Genomic DNA, 22,040 nt, shown 5'->3' with positions numbered 1-22,040 from the left:
AAACAGGGTTTTGCGCAGCAAAGCACGCGTTGGGCAAGCACACGATTTGACCATTAAGCACTGTTCGCAGTTCTTAATCGTCCAATCGGACGGCGCGCAAGCGCATGGGTGACATTCCTTTGGAATGCATCTGATTGACATCGTAAAGAGAGATACAGTTACTTTAAGAGTAATCTTAAAGTAACAAACAACACGATCTGATCGCACCGCGTTAGGTGATGATCTCGGTTGCTGCTCCTTTTGGAGCCGGCGTTTATTTGACTGTTTCCTCGGTCTTTTGAACGTATCGCGACTGAAAGCGACGTGTTGTCCAAGTCAAGTACACTAACCAGAGTAGTGACGCCTACTTCCTGCACGGAAGGTAGGCTAGATGCACTACTCGCTGTCCACTCTGAGAGAGTGGGCGGGTAAAAGTATGCTTTTGATCTGGAATAAGGGAAGACAGTTTCTTACCAGCTTCTGTCTCCCGCGTTGGACTGACGTCCTGCACTCTATCGGCCGTTTGAGGGTCTAAATTGTCCTCAAGTAGCCGAATAGGCGGTAGGACATTAAATCAGTCTTTCTTTTTCTGGATCAAATCAAGCGCGAAAAGGGCGTTTGGTGAATGCCTTGGCAGTAAGAGGCGATGAAAGACGTGATACTCTGCGATAAGCCATGGGGAGCTGAGAATAAGCTTTGATCCATGGATTTCTGAATGGGGCAACCCACCTGATTGTTTATTGTTGTCCTACCGCTTTGCTACTTGAGGACGTAAGTTCGCAAGGTGCAGACGGTGGGTTCATCAGTAAGCAGAACCAGGTATTTATAGACTGAATACATAGGTTTATAAAAGCAAACCCGGGGAACTGAAACATCTAAGTACCCGGAGGAAAGGAAATCAATTGATACTCCCCTAGTAGCGGCGAGCGAACGGGGACCAGCCGAGCCATGAGTGTGGTTAGAATGCGTTGGAATGCGCAACCAAAGTGGGTGATAGTCCCGTATAAGAAGCATGATTGGACGTATTAAGTAGGGCGGAACACGTGAAATTCTGTCTGAAGATCGGAGGACCACCTTCGAAGGCTAAGTACTCCTTACTGACCGATAGTGAACCAGTACCGTGAGGGAAAGGTGAAAAGCACCCCGACGAGGGGAGTGAAACAGTACCTGAAACCGAACGCCTACAATCAGTTGGAGGGTCTTTACGGCCTGACAGCGTACCTTTTGTATAATGGGTCATCGACTTGGTCTCACAAGCAAGCTTAAGCCGTTAGGTGTAGGCGTAGCGAAAGCGAGTCTTAATAGGGCGTTGAGTTTGTGGGATCAGACCCGAAACCGAGTGATCTAGGCATGGCCAGGTTGAAGATAAGGTAACACTTATTGGAGGACCGAACCCACATCCGTTGAAAAGGATCGGGATGAGCTGTGCCTAGGGGTGAAAGGCCAATCAAACTCGGAGATAGCTGGTTCTCTGCGAAATCTATTTAGGTAGAGCGTCATCCGAATACCCTCGGGGGTAGAGCACTGGATGGGTAATGGGGCCCCACAGGCTTACTGATCCTAACCAAACTCCGAATACCGAGGAGTACTAGATGGCAGACACACAGCGGATGCTAACGTCCGTTGTGAAGAGGGAAACAACCCTGACCTACAGCTAAGGCCCCTAATTCATGGCTAAGTGGGAAAGCAGGTGAGACGACCAAAACAACCAGGAGGTTGGCTTAGAAGCAGCCATCCTTTAAAGATAGCGTAACAGCTCACTGGTCTAAATAAGTTGTCTTGCGGCGAAGATGTAACGGGGCTCAAGCCATGAGCCGAAGCTTAGGATGCATTAATTGCATGGTAGCAGAGCGTAGTGTGACATAGTTCCATGTCTCCTTAGCCCTTCGGGGTATTGGAGACGCGGAGCTTTCTGTGAAGCGGGCGCGTGAGCGATCCCGTGGAGAGATCACTAGTGAGAATGATGACATGAGTAGCGACAAAGAGTGTGAGAGACACTCTCGCCGAAAATCCAAGGGTTCCTGCTTAAAGCTAATCTGAGCAGGGTAAGCCGACCCCTAAGGCGAGGCCGAAAGGCGTAGTCGATGGGAACCAGGTTAATATTCCTGGGCCAGATGGAAGTGACGGATCTCGAGGGTAGTTCATCCTTATCGGATTGAATGGGCTGCTTAGAGGTCCCTGGAAATAGCTCCATCGCTAGATCGTACCCTAAACCGACACAGGTGGATAGGTAGAGAATACCAAGGCGCTTGAGAGAACTATGTTGAAGGAACTCGGCAAAATACCTCCGTAAGTTCGCGAGAAGGAGGCCCGGTTCCTAGGCAACTAGGGGCTGGGGGCACAAACCAGGGGGTGGCGACTGTTTATTAAAAACACAGGGCTCTGCGAAGTCGTAAGACGACGTATAGGGTCTGACGCCTGCCCGGTGCCTGAAGGTTAAAAGGAGGAGTGAGAGCTCTGAATTGAAGCCCAGGTAAACGGCGGCCGTAACTATAACGGTCCTAAGGTAGCGAAATTCCTTGTCGGGTAAGTTCCGACCTGCACGAATGGCGTAACGACTTCCCCGCTGTCTCCAACATAGACTCAGCGAAATTGAATTACCGGTCAAGATGCCGGTTACCCGCGGTTAGACGGAAAGACCCCGTGCACCTTTACTACAACTTCACACTGGCATTAGGCCGAACATGTGCAGGATAGGTGGTGGGCTTTGAAACGTGGACGCCAGTCTGCGTGGAGCCTCCCTTGAGATACCACCCTTGTTCTGCTTGATGTCTAACCGCGGTCCGTTATCCGGATCCGGGACCCTGTGTGGTGGGTAGTTTGACTGGGGCGGTCGCCTCCTAAATCGTAACGGAGGCGCGCGAAGGTTGGCTCAGAGCGGTCGGAAATCGCTCGTTGAGTGCAATGGCAGAAGCCAGCCTGACTGCGAGACTGACAAGTCGAGCAGAGTCGAAAGACGGCCATAGTGATCCGGTGGTCCCAAGTGGGAGGGCCATCGCTCAACGGATAAAAGGTACGCCGGGGATAACAGGCTGATACTGCCCAAGAGTCCATATCGACGGCAGTGTTTGGCACCTCGATGTCGGCTCATCTCATCCTGGGGCTGGAGCAGGTCCCAAGGGTACGGCTGTTCGCCGTTTAAAGAGGTACGTGAGCTGGGTTTAGAACGTCGTGAGACAGTTCGGTCCCTATCTTCCGTGGGTGTAGGATACTTGAGAGGAGTTGCCCCTAGTACGAGAGGACCGGGGTGAACGATCCACTGGTGGACCAGTTGTTATGCCAATAGCAGTGCTGGGTAGCTATGATCGGACAGGATAACCGCTGAAGGCATCTAAGCGGGAAGCCCCCCTCAAAACAAGGTATCCCTGAGAGCCGAGATAGACCATCTCGTCGATAGGCCAGAGATGTAAGCGTAGTAATACGTTCAGTTGACTGGTACTAATTGCTCGATAGGCTTGATTTGATCCAGTAGAAGAAAGACTTCTTACTAGGACAAAAGCATACACATACAATCAGTGGTACTGACTTGGACAAATCCTTACCCAGAATGGTGAGGGGGCGGGAACGCGCATCCTTCGGATACGCTCTCTCCCGCTTGTTGCTCTTTTGCCAATGGCAAAAGCAGCAACATAGAGGTTTTACTCGGTTTGGTGGTCATAGCGTAAGCAAAACACCCGATCCCATCCCGAACTCGGCAGTTAAGTGCTACTGCGCCAATGGTACTGCGTCTTAAGACGTGGGAGAGTAGGTCACCGCCAAACCTAGCAAAACCTCTACGTATCTCTCAACGATGACAATAAATAAGCCAATACAAAAACATTGGCACCCGGCGCGGGATGGAGCAGCCCGGTAGCTCGTCAGGCTCATAACCTGAAGGTCGTAGGTTCAAATCCTACTCCCGCAACCAGCTTTAAAGAACAGGCCGCAGTCGAAAGACCCGCGGCCTTTTTGCTTGCACCAAAGCTCAATAGTTCCAACAGCTTACCTTGGATATCGAGCTCGTGATGTTCCTTCTGTTCGTTCCAGCTCACCACGACCGTGTCGATCAACGTGTGAAGCTCATCTGCCGCTGAACCGGCAACTACCTCATCCGACAGCGTGCTGGCGAGATCAGCCACGTAGGCCCTGTAAAGGGACGGCAGGTCTTCCGGAAGGTCGACCGGAGTGGGGACCAGTGCTTCCCGCTCGGCCCGTAGTGCTTTCAGCTCCGCATCCCCCGCATTCAGCCGCTCGATCAGCGCTTCTGAAAAGGTGCCGCCCTCGACGGCGCGCACCAGATTGGCGTGGGTCTTCTCCGTCTCCCGGATCCGGTCATCGTGTCGGCGCAGGGACTCACCGGTCTCGTGCTCTTGGGCTCGGACCTTATCTACAAACTTCTTCCGAAAATCCTCGTAGGCGGCGTCTTGCATCAGACCAGTCCGCAGACCGCTCAGGATGCTTTCGGCAGCGTCGGTCTCGGACAAGCCGGGCATGCCGGTGCAGACAGCCTTGCCCTTCTCTTTATGGTTGGCACAGTAATAGCGTCGGCGCGCGCCTTTGCCCGCGACAGTAAGGTTGCCGCCGCATTGGCCGCAGCTCAGCAGTCCTGAAAGCAGATACTTCGGTCTGCGGGCCCACAACATCGAACACTCGATGAGCAGGCGCGGGAATTGCCATGACAATGCGCGCGTCCATTGTCCTCGGACCAATGGCGGACAAAGACTTGCCGCAGAGCTTCTTCAACCTGCTCAAACGGGAACGCGTACGGCGTCGAACATATAAAACCCGCGAGGAGGCCAGACAGGACATCTTCGACTACATCGAAATGTTCTATAACCCGAAACTCAAACATGTCAGAAACCGTATGCTGTCGCCTGTCGACTTCGAAAACAGACAGTTCAATGTGAACCAAGAAGGTGTCTAGGAAACGAGGGGCTATTCAATCCCATGCTCACGGCAAAGCTCAGAAACCGGCACACCGCCCTCCGCCTGCTTCAACGCCGCCATGATCTGTGCGTCGCTGAATCGTCCATTCTTCATCGTAAATCTCCTTAGATATCTTGCCGAGAAAATTCTACTTTTGAACACCTCTAATTTAAGGGGGGATTACCGACTATTTGAGGAACTGTTCGGCGACCAGCGATTGTTGCCTTAATCCATCCGGATCAAGGCCAGTCTTGAGTTTACTGAAGTCTTCGGACCATTCAGAAGTCCGCGTGCGGACAGGAGGCTGTTCTGAACCCATTACCTTCATGACAATCGCAGCAACCTCATCCGCGGTCTGGTAGATGCCCGTCTCTTGGCGGTCTTGAGAACCCGTAATATATTTTTGAAGGATCGGCAGGTATTCGTCCTCTAACATGCCACCTGTCTGTTCGACTTGCTCCAACACCGTATTGGCGAACTCAGAAGCTATGCCGCCTGGCTCAACGGCGGTGAAGTGGATGCCGAACGCTGGGGTGATGTAGCTGGCCATTGCCTCTGTCAGGCCTTCGACAGCAAATTTCGCGCCGCAGTAGATTTCGTTGAACGGCTGACCAACCAAGCCACCGACAGAACTGATGTTGATCACATGGCCGGCGCGGGCTTTGCGCATGTGTGGCATGACCGCTTTGATGCAGCGCGTGACGCCTGTGTAGTTGATGTCGAGGATCTTTTGGATATCAGACTCTTCGGCCTGCTCAAGGCTGCGCACATACCCCATGCCAGCGTTGTTGATCAGCACGTCAATGCGGCCCTGTTCGGCAATAACGGTATCGACTGCTGCATTAACAGAGTCCGCATCCTGCACGTCAAGTTGCAGCACGTTCAGCGTTACTCCCGCAACCTGTGCAGCCGCATCGAGAGTGCCGCGTTTTTGTGTGTTGCGCATGGTGGCATACACAGTGTGTCCGGCCTGTGCGGCCTGAACGGCGGTGGCCACGCCAAGGCCAGTGGATGTGCCAGTGATGAGTATAACTTTCGGCATGGTTTGATCCTTTTGATTGCTATTTTGCGATCGAAAGCCAGACCCGCTCAAAGGTCTGTTCGATCAGTGTTTCGGGGATTTTTTGACCTGAAAGGACGGCACTGCGTGCGAGCTGCATGGCGGGAGCGACCAACAAAAGCGAAAGCAGACTGGTATCAAGATCGGCCAGAGTGCCGTCATCCACCCCGCGTTTTAGGAGTACCGCAATATCAGCGGCATATTTGTCTGTGATGGCTTGTTGCTCTGGTGAGAGTATCTTTGCAGCACTCACATAATCGAGAAACAGGAAGTCCTGCGGGCGGATGCGCACAAAGTCGAACATCGCAAACCACATATTTCGGACAAGTTGCGCGCTGTCGGTCTCGACCTGGTGTTTGGTGACGGTGTGGTGGAAATCTGCCTTAAGCTCCATGTACACCTTCCGGAGCATGTCATCCTTGTTTTCAAAATGGACGTAGACCGTGCCTGCCGAGACCTTTGCCCGCGCAACGATGCCGGCTACATTTAACGAGGAAATCCCGTTTTCCACAACTTCGGCGACCAAAGCGTCGCGGAGTTTTTCTCTGGTTTCTGATTTGCTTAGTCTTGGCATTTATCATCCTCACCGCAGGCTATGGTTAATTAAGGTAATGAATATTCATTATCAATATCGGTGTAGCAACTTTTCATGCTTTTGTATGTTTAAGATTTTAGGTAAGCGACCGAAGCACTCAACGTGCGGATGCTGCTGGCCAAGCGTAAGGCTCGACCTTCGCAGGTCACATTGCTATTGGTTCAGTCCGTGCAGGTGGCTTGCAGCTAAGTTCTGCCAAGGGCCATCGTAACCGTCTTGCAAAGCAACGTTTGCCGGCACTGCTGACCTCATCCTGCCAAATTATGCTGCACGATGCCACCGATGGCTGGTTTGAGGAAGCAACAGCCTAGCAATGCTCAGCCCAACGAGTGGCAGTTTAGGGCCGTAAGCGGCCGCCTGTCCTAAGCGAATGCAGTTGTAAACATAAAACGCGGAGCTGATTGGGGGGTAAGGGTCCAGTCCAATGTCGTGGAATGGGCATGGAGTGATTGAAGGCTAATTGGAATGTTCACTCGGATCTGAAAGGGGAGGCGGCAAGCCTGGCGCGATCCTATAAGCCCTCCGTATTTGGATGAATCAAATAAGTTATTGAATTAAAATGATTTCATATTGCTTGGCATCATCGGCGACGCGCAAACTTATGCGCGCCACGCAATTTTACCCGCTTCCCTACAAACGCTTAAAAATCCAGGTTCTCGACGCTCAGCGCGTTTTGCTGGATGAATTCGCGGCGGGGTTCTACGACGTCGCCCATCAGCTTGGTGAAAAGGTCGTCTGCTTCGGCCATATCCGCGACCTTAACCTGCAACAGGGTGCGGGCGTCGGGGTCGAGCGTGGTTTCCCACAGCTGATCGGGGTTCATTTCGCCCAGACCTTTGTAGCGTTGCAGGGACAGGCCTTTTTCACCTTCGGCAAGGATCGCTTCAAGCAGGTCCATGGGGCCGTGGATCAGCTGGCTACGGTCTTTGCGAACCAGTTTGGCGGGCGTGCCGTAGACGTCTTGCAGATGCTCTGTGAACCCTCCCGAGCGTTTGGCCTCGCCCGACCGCAGCATACGGCCGTCGAGGGTGCGCACCTCTTCCACGCCGCGCAGGATGCGGGCGAGGCGGACGCCGTGGTCTTGGGTGATGCGGCCTTGCCAGCCACGTTCCCATTCCAATGCGATCAGGTTCAGACGCTCAGCGACCTTGTCGGCCACGCCTTGCAGATCAGCATCAACCGCGCCCGGCACAAAGGCACCGGCGATGGCGGCCTGTTCCAGAATATGGCGGGGATAATGGGTCGGGAAAGCTTCGAGAACACGGCGCATCTGGCGGGCCAGATCGACGACGCGGGCCAGATCCTGACCGGTGATTTCCTCGCCATTGCCCTGCTTTAGCATAGCGCCTTCAATGCCTTGCTGGATCAGGTAGTCCTCCATCGCGGCCTGATCCTTGAGGTAGACCTCGGACTTGCCACGCGACACTTTGTACAAGGGCGGCTGCGCAATATAGAGATGGCCGTTCTCGATCAGCTGCGGCATCTGACGGTAGAAGAACGTGAGCAGCAGCGTGCGGATGTGCGCGCCGTCAACATCCGCATCTGTCATGATGACAATCTTGTGGTAGCGCAGTTTATCGATGTTGAATTCATCGCGACCAATTCCGGTGCCGAGCGCCATAACAAGGTTACCGATTTCCTGACTGCCCAGCATCCGGTCAAACCGGGCGCGTTCGACGTTCAGGATCTTACCTTTCAGGGGCAAGATCGCCTGTGTCTGGCGGTCACGGCCCGTTTGCGCAGAGCCACCGGCGGAGTCACCCTCCACCAGAAAGACTTCGGTTTTGGACGGGTCTTTTTCAGAGCAATCCTTGAGCTTGCCCGCAAGGAAGTTCACGTCCATCGCGGTCTTGCGGCGGGTCAGGTCGCGGGCCTTGCGCGCTGCTTCGCGGGCGTGGGCGGCTTCGATGATCTTGCCGACGACGATCTTGGCGATCTGCGGGTTTTCTTCAAACCATTCGGCCAGCTTTTCGTTCACCAATCCTTCGACGGCGGGGCGCACTTCCGAGCTGACAAGTTTGTCCTTGGTTTGCGAGCTGAACTTTGGGTCCGGCACCTTGACCGACAGCACGCAGGTCAGGCCTTCGCGGGCGTCATCCCCGGTGAAGGATACTTTTTCCTTCTTCGCGATACCTGAAGATTGCGCGTAGTTGTTGATTGTCCGCGTCAGCGCCCCGCGGAAGCCCGCGGTGTGGGTGCCGCCGTCACGCTGCGGGATGTTGTTGGTAAAGGGCAGCACGTTTTCATGGTAGCTGTCGTTCCACCACATCGCGACTTCGACGCCGATATCGTCTTTCTCGCCCGAGATGAAAATCGGTTCGGGCATGACAGAGGTTTTCGACCGGTCGAGGTATTTTACGAATTCCTTCACGCCGCCTTCATAGAAAAGCTCGGTCCGCAGAGGTTCGGCAGGGCGTTCATCAGTCAGGATGATGCGCACGCCGGAGTTCAGGAACGCCAGTTCGCGCAGACGTTTTTCCAGCGTCTCGAAGCTATAGTCGAGGTTCGAAAACGTCTCGGTCGAGGCCATGAACCGGACTTCGGTGCCGGTACGTTCGGTGGGGCCCACGACCTCCAGATGTTTGGTGGTGAAACCGCCTTCAAAGCGCGCAACATGTTCCTTGCCTTCGCGCCAGATGCGCAGTTCCAGCCAATCGGAAAGCGCGTTCACAACCGATACGCCCACGCCGTGGAGACCGCCGGATACCTTGTACGAGTTGCTGTCGAACTTACCGCCCGCGTGCAACTGGGTCATGATGACCTCGGCGGCGGAAACGCCTTCTTCCTGGTGGATGCCGACGGGAATGCCGCGCCCGTTGTCACTGACCGAAACAGAGCTGTCGTCGTGAATTGTAACGTTCACCGCATCCGCATGACCGGCCAGCGCCTCGTCAATGCCGTTGTCCACGACCTCATAGACCATGTGGTGCAGACCCGACCCGTCATCGGTGTCACCGATATACATGCCCGGACGTTTGCGAACCGCTTCTAAGCCTTTGAGAACCTTAATGGAATCTGCGCCATATTCCTCGGGGAGCTGATCGGTGTCGGACATATTGGGAAACCTTCTTTTGTTACCCAATTTATAGTGTTTTCCGCCACGATTGTCACGCGCCTGACACAAGATTTTGCGTTAGACGAAGGGGATGAGCAAACCTACGCAGATCAGCAGCGCACCGGCCACGATGTTGATGCGTTTCAGGGTCGCCGGGTCGGTCATCAGGCCGCGCAATTTGCCCACTAAAGCGGCGATCGCAAGGTTCCCGAACAGCGGGATCGCGACGGATGCGGCGATGATCGCGCCCACGTCCAATGCGGTGACATGGCGCAGATCAAAGAAGCCCGGCAGCACACCGATATAGAACAGAACGGCCTTTGGGTTGCCCAGAATGGCCAGCAACCCGGCACCGAAACCGGCCCACGCGCCGGGGCGGGTCAGACGGTTGTCGCGGTCGATCTTGGCGTCGGCATGGCGGATCAGCAACACGCCCATGATCAGGAACACGGCACAGGCGATCCAGCGCATGCCAAGCATGAACATATCAAACACCGACAGGATCCAGCTGATGCCAAGCACCGCCACCAGCGGCCAGAGCATATCTCCGATCGCCACCCCAAGGGCGAGCGGCCATGCCGCGCCAAACCCGCCCGACAGCGCGCGTGCCATGATGGCCAGCCAGACAGGGCCCGGGGTCAGAAACAGGATCACAAGCGCGCCGCAGTACAGCAGCAGATCGGGCAGGGCGATGGTCATGGAAGCATCCTTGCAGTTGAAAGGCCGAGGGTCTCTGTCACCTCAAGCCGTTGTGCGCGGGGGCCGAGCGTGTCGAACAGCTCTTCTCCGGTGCCGGTCATCCAGGCTTGGGCACCAAGGGCGGACAGTTCGTCATAGAGCGCCGCGCGGCGGTTGGCGTCTAGATGGGCGGCGACCTCGTCGAGCAGCAGCAGGGGCGGCGCGCCGAAATCAGCGGCCAGTGCGCGGGCGTTCGCAAGGATCAGCGACACCAGAAGGGCCTTCTGCTCTCCGGTTGAACAATCACGCGCGGGCACGTCCTTGGCGGCATAGACCCCTTCAAGATCGGCACGATGCGGCCCGATCAGGGTCCGTCCCGCTGACAGATCGCGCATCCGGTTATCGGCGAGCGCCTGACGCAGCCCCTCGGCGGTGGTGGGCATATCGCAGATCAGATCAAGCGTCGCGGTGGGAAAGGCGGTCTCGGCCTGTGCCTGTGCCTCGGTGATGGCTTGCAAGGCGGCAACACGGTTGGCGTGGATCGCGCTTCCGGCCTCGGCCATTTGCTGTTCCAGCGCGACATACCACGACGGTTCGCGCACCATATCCTTCAGCAGGCGGTTGCGTTCGCGCATGGCCTTTTCATAGGCAAGCGACTGATCTGCATGGTCAGGCAGAAAGCTGAGCGTCATGCGGTCAAGAAAACGGCGGCGACCTTCGGCGCCTTCGATCCACAGACGGTCCATCGACGGGATCAGCCACAGCACCCGCGCAATGCGCCCTAATCCGGTCTGCGCTGTCGCCTTGCCGTCAATCCGCACTTGCCGCGCGGCCCCCGCCTCTGACCAGATCTCGACCTCGTGGATCTGGCCCAGACTGCGCAGATGTGCGGTGATCTTCCAGCCAAGCGCTTCTGGCCGGCGCGTCATATCCGACGCGCTTGACCGGCGCAGGCCGCGGCCGGGGGACAACAAAGACACGGCTTCCAGAATATTGGTCTTTCCCGCGCCATTGGGCCCGAAAATAGACACAGGCCGCGTGTCGCAATCGATCACCGCACGTTTATGCGAGCGAAAATGCGACAGCGTCAGCTGGGAGAGGTAAAGGCCGCTCATACGACTGGTATGAATGCGTTAAGATGTTCGACGTAGCCTGTCAGCGTCACACGCGCATCGGCATAACGACATAGACCGCAGACATGTCATTGCCTTCGCGCATCAACGTCGGATCGCCGGAGGAGTTGAACAGGAACACGGCGTTTTCACGATCCACCTGGCTTGCGATCTCAAGCAGGTATTTCGCGTTAAACCCGATCTCCAGCCGTTCGTCGGCATAGGCAACGACCAGTTCTTCCTCGGCGGCACCGCTGTCAGGCGCGTTGACGGACAGCACCAGACGATCTTCGTCCAGTTGCAGCTTGACGGCGCGGGACCGTTCGGAGCTTACGGTCGCAACACGGTCCACGGCGCGGGCGAAATCGCTGGCGTCGACTTCCATCTTGCGGGTGTTGCCCTGCGGGATCACGCGGGTGTAGTCGGGGAACGTCCCGTCGATGACCTTGGAGGTCAGCGTGATGTCCGGTGTGGCAAAGCGGATCTTGGTCTCGGACACGGAAACGGCGATTTCCATATCGTCGTCGTCCAGCAGCTTGCGCAGCTCGCCCACGGTTTTGCGGGGCACGATCACGCCGGGCATTTCGGCGGCACCCTCGGGCATGGGCGCGTCGATGCGGGCCAGACGGTGGCCATCGGTGGCAACGCAGCGCAGCACCTTGCTGCCTTCGCTGTCCGAAATATGCATGTAGACGCCGTTCAGATAGTACCGTGTTTCTTCGGTCGAGATGGCGAATTTGGATTTGTCGAACAGACGGCGCAGCACGGGGGCAGGGGCCTTGAAGTTCGACTGGTATTCAGAAGTCGCCATGACGGGGAAATCTTCGCGCGGCAATGTCGCGAGCGAGAAGTTGGAGCGGCCTGCTTCGACCGTCAGACGCCCCGCGGCGCTGTCGGCGGTCAGACTGATCAATGCGCCATCAGGCAGCTTGCGCACGATTTCATGCAATGTGGTCGCGGAAACCGTGGTCGCACCGGCACGTTCGACCTGCGCCGCGGCCTTGTCGACCACTTCGATGTCCAGATCGGTCGCGCGGAACGACGCGTCAGAGCCTTCGGCCTCGATCAGCACGTTGGCGAGGATTGGGATGGTATTGCGGCGCTCTACCACGGATTGGGCCTGTGATACGGCCTTAAGCAGCGCGGCGCGTTCAATGCTGAATTTCATATGCCATCTCCATTCCGGCAGTCCGGGAGGGCAAACTACCCGATACCAATGTATTCACAAGAGTTTTGTTGACTTTTCAGCACGAAACGAAGGCCCGTCAAGGCCTTCGCGTGTCTTCTGTGCAAGCTGGTGCTCTTAAGCCTCGAGAGAGCGGCGCAGCAGTTCCAGATCTTCGGCGATCTGACCGTCGTTCTGTTTAAGCTCTTCGATACGTTTCACGCCGTGCATCACGGTCGTGTGGTCCCGCCCGCCAAAACGGCGGCCAATTTCGGGCAATGAACGGCTGGTCATTTTCTTGCACAGATACATGGCGACCTGACGCGGGCGGGCATAGCTGCGCAGACGCTTGGGGCCGACCATATCGCTGAGGCGGATGTTGTAATGCTCGGACACTTTGCGCTGGATCTCTTCGACACTGACTTTGCGTTCAGAGGCACGCAGTACGTCGGCCAGACAATCCTGCGTCAGGTCCATATTGATCTCGCGGCCGACAAGCGATGCAAAGGCGAACAGACGGGTCAACGCGCCTTCCAGTACACGGACGTTGGTGGTGATGCGATGCGCCAGAAACTCGAGCACGCCAGCTTCGACCTCAAGACCGGGGTAGTTCTTGCGCTGCGCTTCCACCTTGTTTTGCAGAATGCCAAGACGCAGTTCGTAGTCGGTCGGATGCAGGTCAACAACCAGACCGCATTGCAGGCGCGATTTTACGCGATCCTCAAGATCCTTGATCTCGCCCGGGGCGCGGTCTGCGGAAATGATGATCTGTTTGTTCTGATCCACGAGGGCGTTGAACGTGTGAAAGAATTCTTCTTGCGTGCTGTCCTTGCCCGCGATGAACTGAACATCGTCCACCATCAGCACGTCGACCGAGCGGAAGATTTCCTTGAAGTCCATCATCTTGCGATCACGCAGCGCCTGCACGAAGCGATACATGAATTGTTCAGCCGACAGATACAGCACGTTCAGTTCGGGTTTGCGAACCTGAAGCTCTTGCGCAATGGCGTGCATCAAGTGGGTTTTGCCCAAGCCGACACCACCATAAAGAAACAACGGGTTGAAGGTGACGGGGCCACCTTCGGCAACGCGACGTGCTGCGGCGTGGGCCAGTTCGTTGGGTTTGCCGACCACAAAGTTGTCAAAGCTAAAGCGGGCGTCAAGCGGGGCGGCGTTGATCTGGCTGTTCGCAGGCTGGGCTGCGGCGGCGGGCTTGGGGCGGGCTGGGGCAGGATCAATGGCGGCGGGCTTGTCCTGTGGGGCGACCGCGAATTTCAGGCGGCTGATGCTGATGTCTTCGGACTGCATTTCATGCAGCAGCAGATCGGCGAAGTTCTGGCTGACATAGTTGCCAAAGAAATTGGTCGGTACGAACAACGTGCAAATGCCGTCTTCGATGGGGCCAACAGTCAGTGGGTCAATCCAGGTAGTAAAGTTGTTCTGTCCAACCGTCTTTAAAAGCCGGTCCCGAATTGTCGTCCATTCTGCCTGCATCATGCGCCCTGCCGTCCCATTCTTTGATCGCTTCAGCACATACTGAAACGCTATTTTACCCAGTCAAAAGACAACAGACCGTTTACCCGGTCCCACACAGAGAACCGGCCCGCCGTCCTTCGGACATTTTTACATAAGGCATGCCTGACGCGTGCGTTGGCGAAGCAAATCGCCAAACGTCGCTGCCGAACACACCGTTCGTCGTTTTTAAAAAGACAGGGCAAATGTGCTGGCAGCAGCATCTGCAGACGTCAGGTGGCCCCTAGCAAGACCATCCAAATTTCCCCGGCGGATGTTCGATATTCTAGCAAATATCTCGAACCGTTCGGGCCTGTCCCCCCAAGCGAAGTGAATCGCGTTTGATAGTGTTAGCAATCTCGGTCGGACTGATACAACACATCTTCAAACTTGACTCAGAGATTGGTGCAAAAGAATCTCATTCCCGTGATGCGAGTGCTACAGAAACAAAAAAAGCACCGCCGAAGCGGTGCTTTTAAGTTGTAAAAGATGACGTTAGGTCAACCGGGCTTAGCCCAGTGCTTTGACCCGCGACGCCAGACGCGACATTTTGCGCGAGGCAGTGTTCTTGTGGAAAACGCCTTTTGTCACACCGCGCATCAGCTCGGGCTGAGCGGCGCGCAGAGCGGCAGTTGCGGCTTCTTTGTCGCCGGATGCGATTGCTTCTTCGACTTTGCGCAGGAAGGTACGGATGCGCGAACGACGTGCTTTGTTGATTTGGAAACGTGCTTCGTTCTGGCGGGCGCGTTTTTTAGCCTGAGGTGTGTTTGCCATGAGGATCAGCCTTCATCTTGGGTATGTTCAAATTGCAAATACGCGACACAAACCCAACGACCGGAACCGATATCCGATAAGGTGATTCTAGCCAGAGCGGGCTGCACGCGCATGTATTAGGGCTGCCTATAGTCCAACCCGACACGCAATGCAAACCCGCAAAGCCATTTACTTGTCCCGGAACTGCGCTTCGCGCTTTTCAAGGAAGGCGGACATGCCTTCTTTTTGGTCTTCCGTCGCGAACAGCGAATGGAAAATACGACGCTCAAACAGCAGGCCCTCGCGCAAGGGTACTTCGAACGACCGGTTTACGGCTTCCTTTACCACCATGGTCGAGATCATCGATTTCTCGGCGATCTTGGCGGCGGCGGCCATGGCTTCTTCCATCAGTTTCTTGACGGGGACGACGCGCGATACAAGGCCCGCACGCTCTGCCTCGGCGGCATCCATGAAGCGGCCGGTCAGGTTCATGTCCATCGCTTTGGATTTGCCGATGGCGCGGGTCAGGCGCTGCGTGCCGCCAATACCTGCAACAACGCCAAGGTTGATTTCAGGCTGCCCGAATTTGGCGCTTTCGGAACAGATGATAAAGTCACACATCATCGCCAGTTCGCAGCCGCCGCCAAGGGCATAGCCCGACACAGCAGCAATGATGGGTTTGCGCACGCGCATAATCTGGTCTGTCTCGGGGGTGAAGAGGTCACCGGCAAAGACATCGACGAAGCTTTTGTCGCGCATCATGGCGATATCGGCACCGGCGGCAAAAGCCTTTTCCGAGCCGGTGATCACGATGCAGCGGACTTTTTCGTTTTCCTGAGCCGATTTCAACGCATCGGCCAGCTCGGTCATCAGCTGGTCATTCAGTGCGTTCATCGCATCGGGACGGTTCAGCGTGACAAGCGCGATGTGGTTGTCGACGTCGACCGTGATCGTTTCATAAGCCATCAAGAATGCTCTCGTTTGTTACGCTTTGAAAGATGTGCATACCACGGGGGTGGGGTGTTTCAAGTTATCTTTGGCATTGCGGGCAGTAGAAGGAAGACCGCCCCGACTGGACGATTCGTGCAATCTGATGGGTGCAGCCTTCACTGCGGCAGGGTTCTGCCGCGCGGCCGTACACGTCAAAGCTGTGCTGGAAATAACCCAATTCACCGTCCGCGCGTTTGAAATCGCGTAAGGTGGACCCGCCTGCGGTGATCGCCTCGTTCAGCACATCGCGGATGATCGGGACCAAGCTGCCCACCCGTTTCGCCGCGATCCGCCCTGCCTTGCGCGCAGGGTGGATGCCCGCACGGTAAAGGGTTTCGCAGACATAGATATTTCCCAGCCCCGCCACGATCCGCTGGTCCAGCAGCGCGGTCTTGATCGGGGTGTTCTTGCCCTTGAGCGCGGCAATCAGATGGTCCTCGTGGAAGTCATTGCCCAAAGGCTCCGGCCCGATCGACGACAGCAGCTTGTGGCTGTCAGCGCTGGCAGTGTCCAGCAAGTCCATCGCGCCAAAGCGGCGCGGGTCGTTAAAGGTCACCCGTGCACCGTTGCCCATATGAAACACCACATGATCGTGTTTTTCGGGGGCAGGGTGGTCATGCACGAACTGCCCCAATGGATCGCCCGAGATCAGCATCCGCCCCGACATCCCCAGATGCACCAGCAGCGATTCCCCCGACGACAGATCGGCGAGGATATATTTTGACCGCCGCCGCAGCTGGGTCACCCGTTGTCCTGTCAGCCGTGCCGCCATATCTGGGGGGAAAGGCCAGCGCAGATCGGGGCGATTTACCTCGGCGCGGGCGATCACCTCCCCCTCCATCACGGGGGATAGACCGCGACGCACTGTTTCGACCTCTGGCAACTCAGGCATGGTTGTTTCCCCTGTGACAAAAGGGGCGCATTGTACCTGCCCCCTCGCGCCCTATAACAAAGGTGCAGATCAAAGGACTACAAGACCCCATGACAAACGACAGCGACAAAACCACTCATTTCGGATTTGAAACCGTAGCCGAAAGCGACAAGGCCGGGCGCGTGCAGGGTGTCTTTAACTCTGTGGCCAGCAAATACGACATCATGAACGATGTGATGAGTGTCGGCATCCACCGCGTCTGGAAAGAGGCGATGATGGATTGGCTGGCACCGCGCGCCGGTCAAAAGCTGCTGGATGTCGCCGGGGGGACCGGCGATGTGTCGTTCAAGTTTCTGGGCCGTGCCGGATCGGGCCACGCCACCGTGCTGGATCTGACCGAACCGATGCTGGTCGAAGGGCGCAAACGGGCAGAGGCCGCAGCGATGGCCGATAGCCTTGATTGGGTCGTTGGCGACGCCATGGCGCTGCCGTTCGAGGATAATACCTTTGACGTCTATACAATCAGCTTTGGCATCCGGAACGTCACTCGCCCCCAAGAAGCGCTGAACGAAGCCTACCGCGTGCTGCGTCCCGGCGGGCGTCTCATGGTGCTTGAATTCAGCCAGCTGCCCAATCCGATGATGCAGAAAGCCTATGATTTGTATAGCTTTAACGTCATCCCCCGCATGGGGCAGATGATCGCGAACGACCGCGACAGCTATCAGTACCTCGTGGAATCGATCCGCAACTTCCCTGATCAGGAAACCTTCCTTGGCATGCTGCGCACCGCGGGCTTTGGGCAGGCGAAGTACCGGAACCTGTCGCTGGGGATCGCGGCGCTTCATTCTGGTTGGAAGATTTAACCCATGCGCGGACCTCATAATATCTGGCGGTTGATCCGCACCGGTGCAACTTTGGAGCGGACCGGCGCGATGAATGTCGTGCTGGACGCCTTTGATGCAACGCCCGCGTTGCGCTTTGTCGCCAAGGCGCTTGGCAAACCGTTCAAGTTTCTGGGCTATGCCGGTGATCCGTCCATGCCGCCCGCGACCCGTGCGCTGACCGCGCTTGGCCCTGCCTACATCAAGTTCGGTCAGGTGCTCTCTACCCGCCCCGATGTCGTGGGCGATGAGCTGGCCGTGCAATTGCGCGTGCTGCAAGACAAGCTGCCGCCGTTTTCCATCGAACAGGCCAAGGCCGAAGTCGAAAAAGAGCTCGGCCTGCCGGTCGATGCGATATTCTCTGACTTTAGCGCGCCCGTCGCCGCTGCCTCTATCGCGCAGGTGCACCGCGCCACCATCGCCGAAACGCAGGAAGATGTCGCTGTCAAAGTGCTGCGTCCGGGGATCGAGAAAGCCTTTCGCAAGGATGTCGATGCCTTCTATCTTGCCGCGCGAATGGTCGAACTTTTCTCGCCCGGATCGCGCCGCTTGCGCCCGATGGAGGTGATCGAACATTTCGATGGTGTGGTGCGGGGCGAGCTGGATCTGCGGCTCGAATCCTCCGCCGCGTCGGAATTTGCGGCGAACACCAAGGGCGATGCCGGCTTCCAACTGCCTGCGATCAAATGGGAATATTCTGCCCGCCGTGTCATGACCCTGGGCTGGGCAGATGGCGTCCCGATGGGTGACAACGCCGCGATTGATGCCGCGGGCCATGACCGTGTTGCGCTTGGCGACCGCGTGTTGCAACTGTTCCTGAACCACGCGCTGCGCGACGGATATTTCCATGCGGATATGCATCAGGGCAACCTCAAGGTCGCGCCGAACGGGGATATCATCGCCTATGATTTCGGCATTATGGGCCACATCGATGAATATACCCGCCGCGTATATGCCGAGATCCTGTTCGGCTTTATCCGCAAGGATTACAAACGGGTGGCAGAGGTGCATTTCGAAGCGGGCTACGTGCCTGCCGACAAGGATGTTGACGAATTCGCCCGCGCCCTGCGCGCCGTGGGGGAGCCTATCTTTGGCATGGACGCGACCCGCATTTCGATGGCGCGGCTGCTGACCTACCTGTTCGAGGTCACGGAACGTTTCGGCATGGAAACACGGACAGAGCTGATCTTGCTACAGCGCACCATGGTCGTCGTCGAGGGCGTCGCCCGTTCGCTCAACCCGCATATCAACATCTGGGAAGTGTCGAACCCGATCGTGACGGACTACATCTCTAAGTCCATCGGCCCCCGTGCCGTGATCAAGGATCTGAGCAAGACCGCGATGGTTCTCGCCCGTTTTGGCCCGCGTTTGCCTGCGCTTGTCGAAAACGCGTTGATCCGGCAGCAAGACGAAACGCCGCCACAACGTCCTGCATTCCGCCGGTGGATCATTCTTTCCGCTATTGTCGGGGCAGGGACGGCGACGGGGATTATCGCGATTTTACAGGCGCTCAGCTAGCGCCTGCCATTGACAGCGGGGCACCCTGCGGCCCATCTATCCGGCATGACGGATAATCCAGACGCTATACTGACGCAACTTCCCGCCCGCTTGAAGGCCGCGCGCACCGCTCAGGGCCTGAGCCTTGATGCGGTGGCCAAGCTTTCGGGCGTGTCGCGGTCCATGGTCAGCCAGATCGAACGCGGTGAAAGCAGCCCCACCATCGCCACCCTGTGGAACCTGACCCGTGCGCTACAGGTGGATTTCGCGGGCCTTCTGGACAGCGCGCCAACGCCCGCGCAGATCGAGGTTTTGCGCGCGGCCGAGGTGCCGACGATCAACAATCTCGGCTCCGGCTGCCGCATCCGCATCCTGTCGCCCCCCGAAGAGGCAGGCAAACACGAGGTTTACGAACTGTTGATCGACGCAGGCGGCATGCTGGACAGCCAGCCCCATACCCGCGGCGCGCGCGAGCATCTGACCGTGTCGCAAGGTACGGTAGAGTTACGCAGCGGTGATGCCGTCGGCACTGTCCACGCTGGCGACACGGCGCGCTATCCTGCAGATGTCCCGCACCGGATCGCTGCGACAGATGGTCCTGTGCGGGCTTTTCTGGTCGTGCAGGACGCCTGACCGTTTGGGCCATGGTGGGAAAATCCACGATATAGGAAAAAATCCGCTATAAGGGATTTCCTCTATTTCGGAACCGTGTCCGATATGATAGAACTTGCCTGAGAAAAGGAGTTCTATCATGACCCAAGCCTACCTAGATCACGTCAACGCCACCCTGTCCGGCATCGCCGCGGACGGTATGATGAAGCAAGAACGCATGATCACCTCGCCCCAATCCGGTGAGATCACGGTGGGCGGGCGTCAGGTGATCAATCTTTGCGCAAACAACTATCTGGGGCTGGCAGACCACCCCGATCTCATCGCCGCTGCCTGTGACGCGATGGACCCCAAGGGGTTCGGCATGGCCTCTGTCCGTTTTATCTGTGGCACACAGGACATCCACCGCGAGCTGGAACAAAAGCTGGCGGCCTTCCTCGGGAAAGATGATTCCATCCTGTTTGCGGCTTGCTTTGACGCCAACGGCGGGCTGTTCGAGCCCCTGTTCGGGCCAGAGGACGCCATCGTCTCTGACAGTCTGAATCACGCCTCGATCATCGACGGCATCCGCCTGTGCAAAGCCAAACGCTACCGCTATGCCAACTCGGACATGGACGACCTTGAAGGTCAGCTCAAGCTCGCCCGCGAGGAAGGCGCGCGGTTTATCATGATCGCGACCGACGGTGTGTTCAGCATGGACGGCTATCTGGCGAAACTGCCCGAAATCACCAAACTGGCCGAGAAATACGAAGCGCTGGTGATGGTCGACGACTGCCATGCCACAGGCTTTATGGGCCCGAAGGGGGAGGGCACGCCAGCGCACTTCGGGGTCGATGTGGATATCCTGACAGGCACCTTGGGCAAGGCGCTTGGCGGGGCCATCGGCGGCTATATCGCAGGGCCGCAGCCGGTGATCGACCTGCTGCGCCAACGCGCGCGGCCCTATCTTTTTTCGAATTCACTGCCGCCGTCGATTGTCATGGCCGGGATCAAGGCGCTTGATCTGGTCGAACAAGGGGACGATCGTCGCACGCAACTGTTCGAGAACGCGAAATACTGGCGCGAGGGGCTGACCGATCTCGGCTTTGACCTTCTGCCCGGTGAACATCCGATCGTCCCCGTAATGCTGGGCGAGGCGCAGTTGGCGCAGGATATGGCAGCGCGCCTGTTCGAGGAAGGCGTCTATGTCAGCGGCTTTTTCTTTCCCGTTGTGCCTCGCGGTCAGGCCCGCATCCGAACCCAGATGAATGCCGCGCTGACCCGCGATGAGCTCGACCGCGCGCTCGAAGCCTTCAAGGTGGCGGGCAAAGCCTGTGGGGTTCTGTCATGAGCAACGAAATGAAGGCGCTGTGTAAGTCCGAGCCCCGCGAGGGGCTGTGGATGACCCGCGCGCCGGTGCCGGAAATCGGGCCGGATGACGTGCTGATCAAGATCAACAAAACCGGCATTTGTGGCACGGATATCCACATCTGGAACTGGGATGAATGGGCGCAGAATACCGTGCCTGTCCCGCTGATCACCGGCCATGAGTTTGCCGGAGAGATTGTGGAACTGGGCCGCAATGTCACGGATCTGACCATCGGGCAGCGCTGTTCGGGCGAGGGGCATCTGATCGGAAAAACCTCGCGCCAGTCGCGGTCCGGCAAGTTCCACCTTGATCCCGCCACGCGTGGTATCGGCGTGAATGAACAAGGTGCCTTCGCGCAATATCTGCGACTGCCCGCGTTCAATGTCGTCCCGCTGCCCGACACGATCTCGGACGATATCGGAGCGATCCTCGACCCGCTTGGCAATGCGGTACACACCGCGCTGAGCTTTGATCTGGTGGGGGAAGATGTGCTGATCACCGGCGCAGGCCCCATCGGTATCATGGCCGCAGCGGTCGCCCGCCACGTCGGCGCGCGTCATGTGGTGATTACGGATGTGAATCCCGCCCGGCTAGAGCTCGCCGCCAAGGTCGCCGATGTCGTCCCCGTCGACGTGCGTCACGAAGACCTTGCCGATGTCATCGCGCGGTTGAAGATGAAACAGGGCTTCGACGTCGGGATGGAGATGTCGGGCAATCAGGTCGCGCTGGATCAGATGGTAGAGGCGATGACCATGGGCGGGCGGATCGCGATGCTGGGCATCCCGCCGGGCAAATCGCCCGTCGACTGGTCGCGCATCGTGTTCAAGGCGATCACCGTCAAAGGGGTCTATGGCCGCGAGATCTTCGAGACGTGGTACAAGATGATCGCCATGCTGGAGAACGGCTTGGACGTGAGTGAGATCATCACCCATCGTTTTGACGTCGACGACTTCCAGACGGGATTTGCGACGATGAAATCGGGGGCCTCTGGCAAAGTGGTGCTGGACTGGACCGGCGCGTGATGCGTCGG

General features: G+C 57.2%; 17 protein-coding genes, 1 tRNA gene, 2 rRNA genes and 1 pseudogene. 9 read left to right on the top strand and 12 right to left on the bottom strand.

Going from position 1 to position 22,040, the window contains the following annotated elements; genetic code table 11:
- The first annotated feature begins 576 nt into the window (after window positions 1-576).
- From EE36_RS05185 to EE36_RS05175, 3 genes are all read left to right on the top strand, one after another.
- Window positions 577-3,442, top strand: a 23S ribosomal RNA gene (locus EE36_RS05185).
- A gap of 183 nt (window positions 3,443-3,625) precedes the next feature.
- Window positions 3,626-3,740: ribosomal RNA gene (rrf, locus tag EE36_RS05180) — 5S ribosomal RNA — on the top strand.
- Window positions 3,741-3,809: 69 nt separating this feature from the next.
- Window positions 3,810-3,886 (top strand) — tRNA-Met (locus tag EE36_RS05175).
- Here EE36_RS05175 and EE36_RS17775 read toward each other — a convergent pair.
- A complete protein-coding gene (locus EE36_RS17775; protein ID WP_156785559.1) occupies window positions 3,843-4,601 on the bottom strand; it encodes a zinc ribbon domain-containing protein in 759 nt (252 codons plus the stop codon). The two genes, EE36_RS05175 and EE36_RS17775, sit on opposite strands and share 44 nt — an antisense overlap.
- On the opposite strand from EE36_RS17775, the pseudogene EE36_RS17450 reads away from it, so the two are divergent.
- Window positions 4,567-4,882: pseudogene (locus tag EE36_RS17450) on the top strand (IS3 family transposase); the annotation flags it as partial. The gene EE36_RS17775 and the pseudogene EE36_RS17450 sit on opposite strands and share 35 nt — an antisense overlap.
- 11 nt (window positions 4,883-4,893) lie before the next feature.
- Here the strand turns inward: EE36_RS17450 and EE36_RS05160 are convergent.
- The 11 genes from EE36_RS05160 to mutM form a co-directional block, all read right to left on the bottom strand.
- Window positions 4,894-4,998, bottom strand: coding sequence for a transposase (locus EE36_RS05160; RefSeq protein WP_005850141.1), 105 nt, complete (start codon window positions 4,996-4,998; stop codon window positions 4,894-4,896).
- Window positions 4,999-5,071: 73 nt separating this feature from the next.
- Window positions 5,072-5,926 (bottom strand): SDR family oxidoreductase, encoded by an 855-nt coding sequence (locus tag EE36_RS05155; protein ID WP_005850139.1) that lies wholly within the window; start codon window positions 5,924-5,926, stop codon window positions 5,072-5,074.
- A 19-nt stretch (window positions 5,927-5,945) separates the two neighbouring features.
- Window positions 5,946-6,518 (bottom strand): TetR/AcrR family transcriptional regulator, encoded by a 573-nt coding sequence (locus tag EE36_RS05150; RefSeq protein WP_152540665.1) that lies wholly within the window; start codon window positions 6,516-6,518, stop codon window positions 5,946-5,948.
- 661 nt (window positions 6,519-7,179) lie between these two features.
- The gene (gyrB, locus tag EE36_RS05145; protein WP_005850135.1) at window positions 7,180-9,594 is read right to left on the bottom strand and encodes a DNA topoisomerase (ATP-hydrolyzing) subunit B; all 2,415 of its coding nucleotides are present in this window, start codon (window positions 9,592-9,594) and stop codon (window positions 7,180-7,182) included.
- A 78-nt stretch (window positions 9,595-9,672) separates the two neighbouring features.
- The gene (locus EE36_RS05140; protein WP_005850134.1) at window positions 9,673-10,293 is read right to left on the bottom strand and encodes a LysE family translocator; all 621 of its coding nucleotides are present in this window, start codon (window positions 10,291-10,293) and stop codon (window positions 9,673-9,675) included.
- Window positions 10,290-11,387 carry a DNA replication/repair protein RecF gene (gene recF / locus EE36_RS05135; protein ID WP_005850132.1) on the bottom strand — a complete coding sequence of 366 codons (1,098 nt, stop codon included), beginning with the start codon at window positions 11,385-11,387 and terminating at the stop codon, window positions 10,290-10,292. Before recF ends, EE36_RS05140 begins: the two co-directional genes overlap by 4 nt.
- Window positions 11,388-11,433: 46 nt before the next feature.
- Window positions 11,434-12,552: a DNA polymerase III subunit beta gene (gene dnaN, locus EE36_RS05130; RefSeq protein ID WP_005850131.1), complete on the bottom strand. Its 1,119-nt coding sequence runs from the start codon at window positions 12,550-12,552 to the stop codon at window positions 11,434-11,436.
- A gap of 135 nt (window positions 12,553-12,687) precedes the next feature.
- Window positions 12,688-14,046, bottom strand: a complete 1,359-nt coding sequence (gene dnaA, locus EE36_RS05125; RefSeq protein ID WP_005850129.1) for a chromosomal replication initiator protein DnaA — start codon at window positions 14,044-14,046, stop codon at window positions 12,688-12,690.
- A gap of 525 nt (window positions 14,047-14,571) precedes the next feature.
- Complete coding sequence (gene rpsT / locus EE36_RS05120; RefSeq protein ID WP_005850127.1) at window positions 14,572-14,835, bottom strand: 30S ribosomal protein S20; 264 nt, start codon at window positions 14,833-14,835, stop codon at window positions 14,572-14,574.
- Between the two features lie 168 nt (window positions 14,836-15,003).
- Complete coding sequence (locus EE36_RS05115) at window positions 15,004-15,780, bottom strand: enoyl-CoA hydratase (RefSeq protein ID WP_005850125.1); 777 nt, start codon at window positions 15,778-15,780, stop codon at window positions 15,004-15,006.
- 64 nt (window positions 15,781-15,844) lie between these two features.
- On the bottom strand, window positions 15,845-16,696 hold the full coding sequence (mutM, locus tag EE36_RS05110; RefSeq protein WP_005850123.1) for a bifunctional DNA-formamidopyrimidine glycosylase/DNA-(apurinic or apyrimidinic site) lyase: 852 nt from the start codon (window positions 16,694-16,696) through the stop codon (window positions 15,845-15,847).
- An 89-nt stretch (window positions 16,697-16,785) separates the two neighbouring features.
- Between mutM and ubiE the strand changes: the two genes are divergently transcribed.
- From ubiE to tdh, 5 genes are all read left to right on the top strand, one after another.
- A complete protein-coding gene (ubiE, locus tag EE36_RS05105) occupies window positions 16,786-17,538 on the top strand; it encodes a bifunctional demethylmenaquinone methyltransferase/2-methoxy-6-polyprenyl-1,4-benzoquinol methylase UbiE (RefSeq protein ID WP_005850121.1) in 753 nt (250 codons plus the stop codon).
- A 3-nt stretch (window positions 17,539-17,541) separates the two neighbouring features.
- Window positions 17,542-19,074: a 2-polyprenylphenol 6-hydroxylase gene (gene ubiB / locus EE36_RS05100; RefSeq protein ID WP_005850119.1), complete on the top strand. Its 1,533-nt coding sequence runs from the start codon at window positions 17,542-17,544 to the stop codon at window positions 19,072-19,074.
- A 45-nt stretch (window positions 19,075-19,119) separates the two neighbouring features.
- Window positions 19,120-19,686 carry a helix-turn-helix domain-containing protein gene (locus EE36_RS05095; RefSeq protein WP_009825419.1) on the top strand — a complete coding sequence of 189 codons (567 nt, stop codon included), beginning with the start codon at window positions 19,120-19,122 and terminating at the stop codon, window positions 19,684-19,686.
- Window positions 19,687-19,804: 118 nt separating this feature from the next.
- On the top strand, window positions 19,805-20,992 hold the full coding sequence (locus EE36_RS05090; RefSeq protein ID WP_005850116.1) for a glycine C-acetyltransferase: 1,188 nt from the start codon (window positions 19,805-19,807) through the stop codon (window positions 20,990-20,992).
- Window positions 20,989-22,032 (top strand): L-threonine 3-dehydrogenase, encoded by a 1,044-nt coding sequence (gene tdh, locus EE36_RS05085; RefSeq protein WP_005850114.1) that lies wholly within the window; start codon window positions 20,989-20,991, stop codon window positions 22,030-22,032. The genes EE36_RS05090 and tdh overlap by 4 nt, the downstream gene beginning before the upstream one ends.
- The last annotated feature ends 8 nt before the right edge of the window (window positions 22,033-22,040 follow it).

The organism is Sulfitobacter sp. EE-36 (assembly GCF_000152605.1).
Taxonomy (GTDB): domain Bacteria; phylum Pseudomonadota; class Alphaproteobacteria; order Rhodobacterales; family Rhodobacteraceae; genus Sulfitobacter; species Sulfitobacter pontiacus.
The sequence above is the reverse complement of the archived record's forward strand: the minus strand, read 5'-3'. Positions and strand labels throughout refer to the sequence as shown.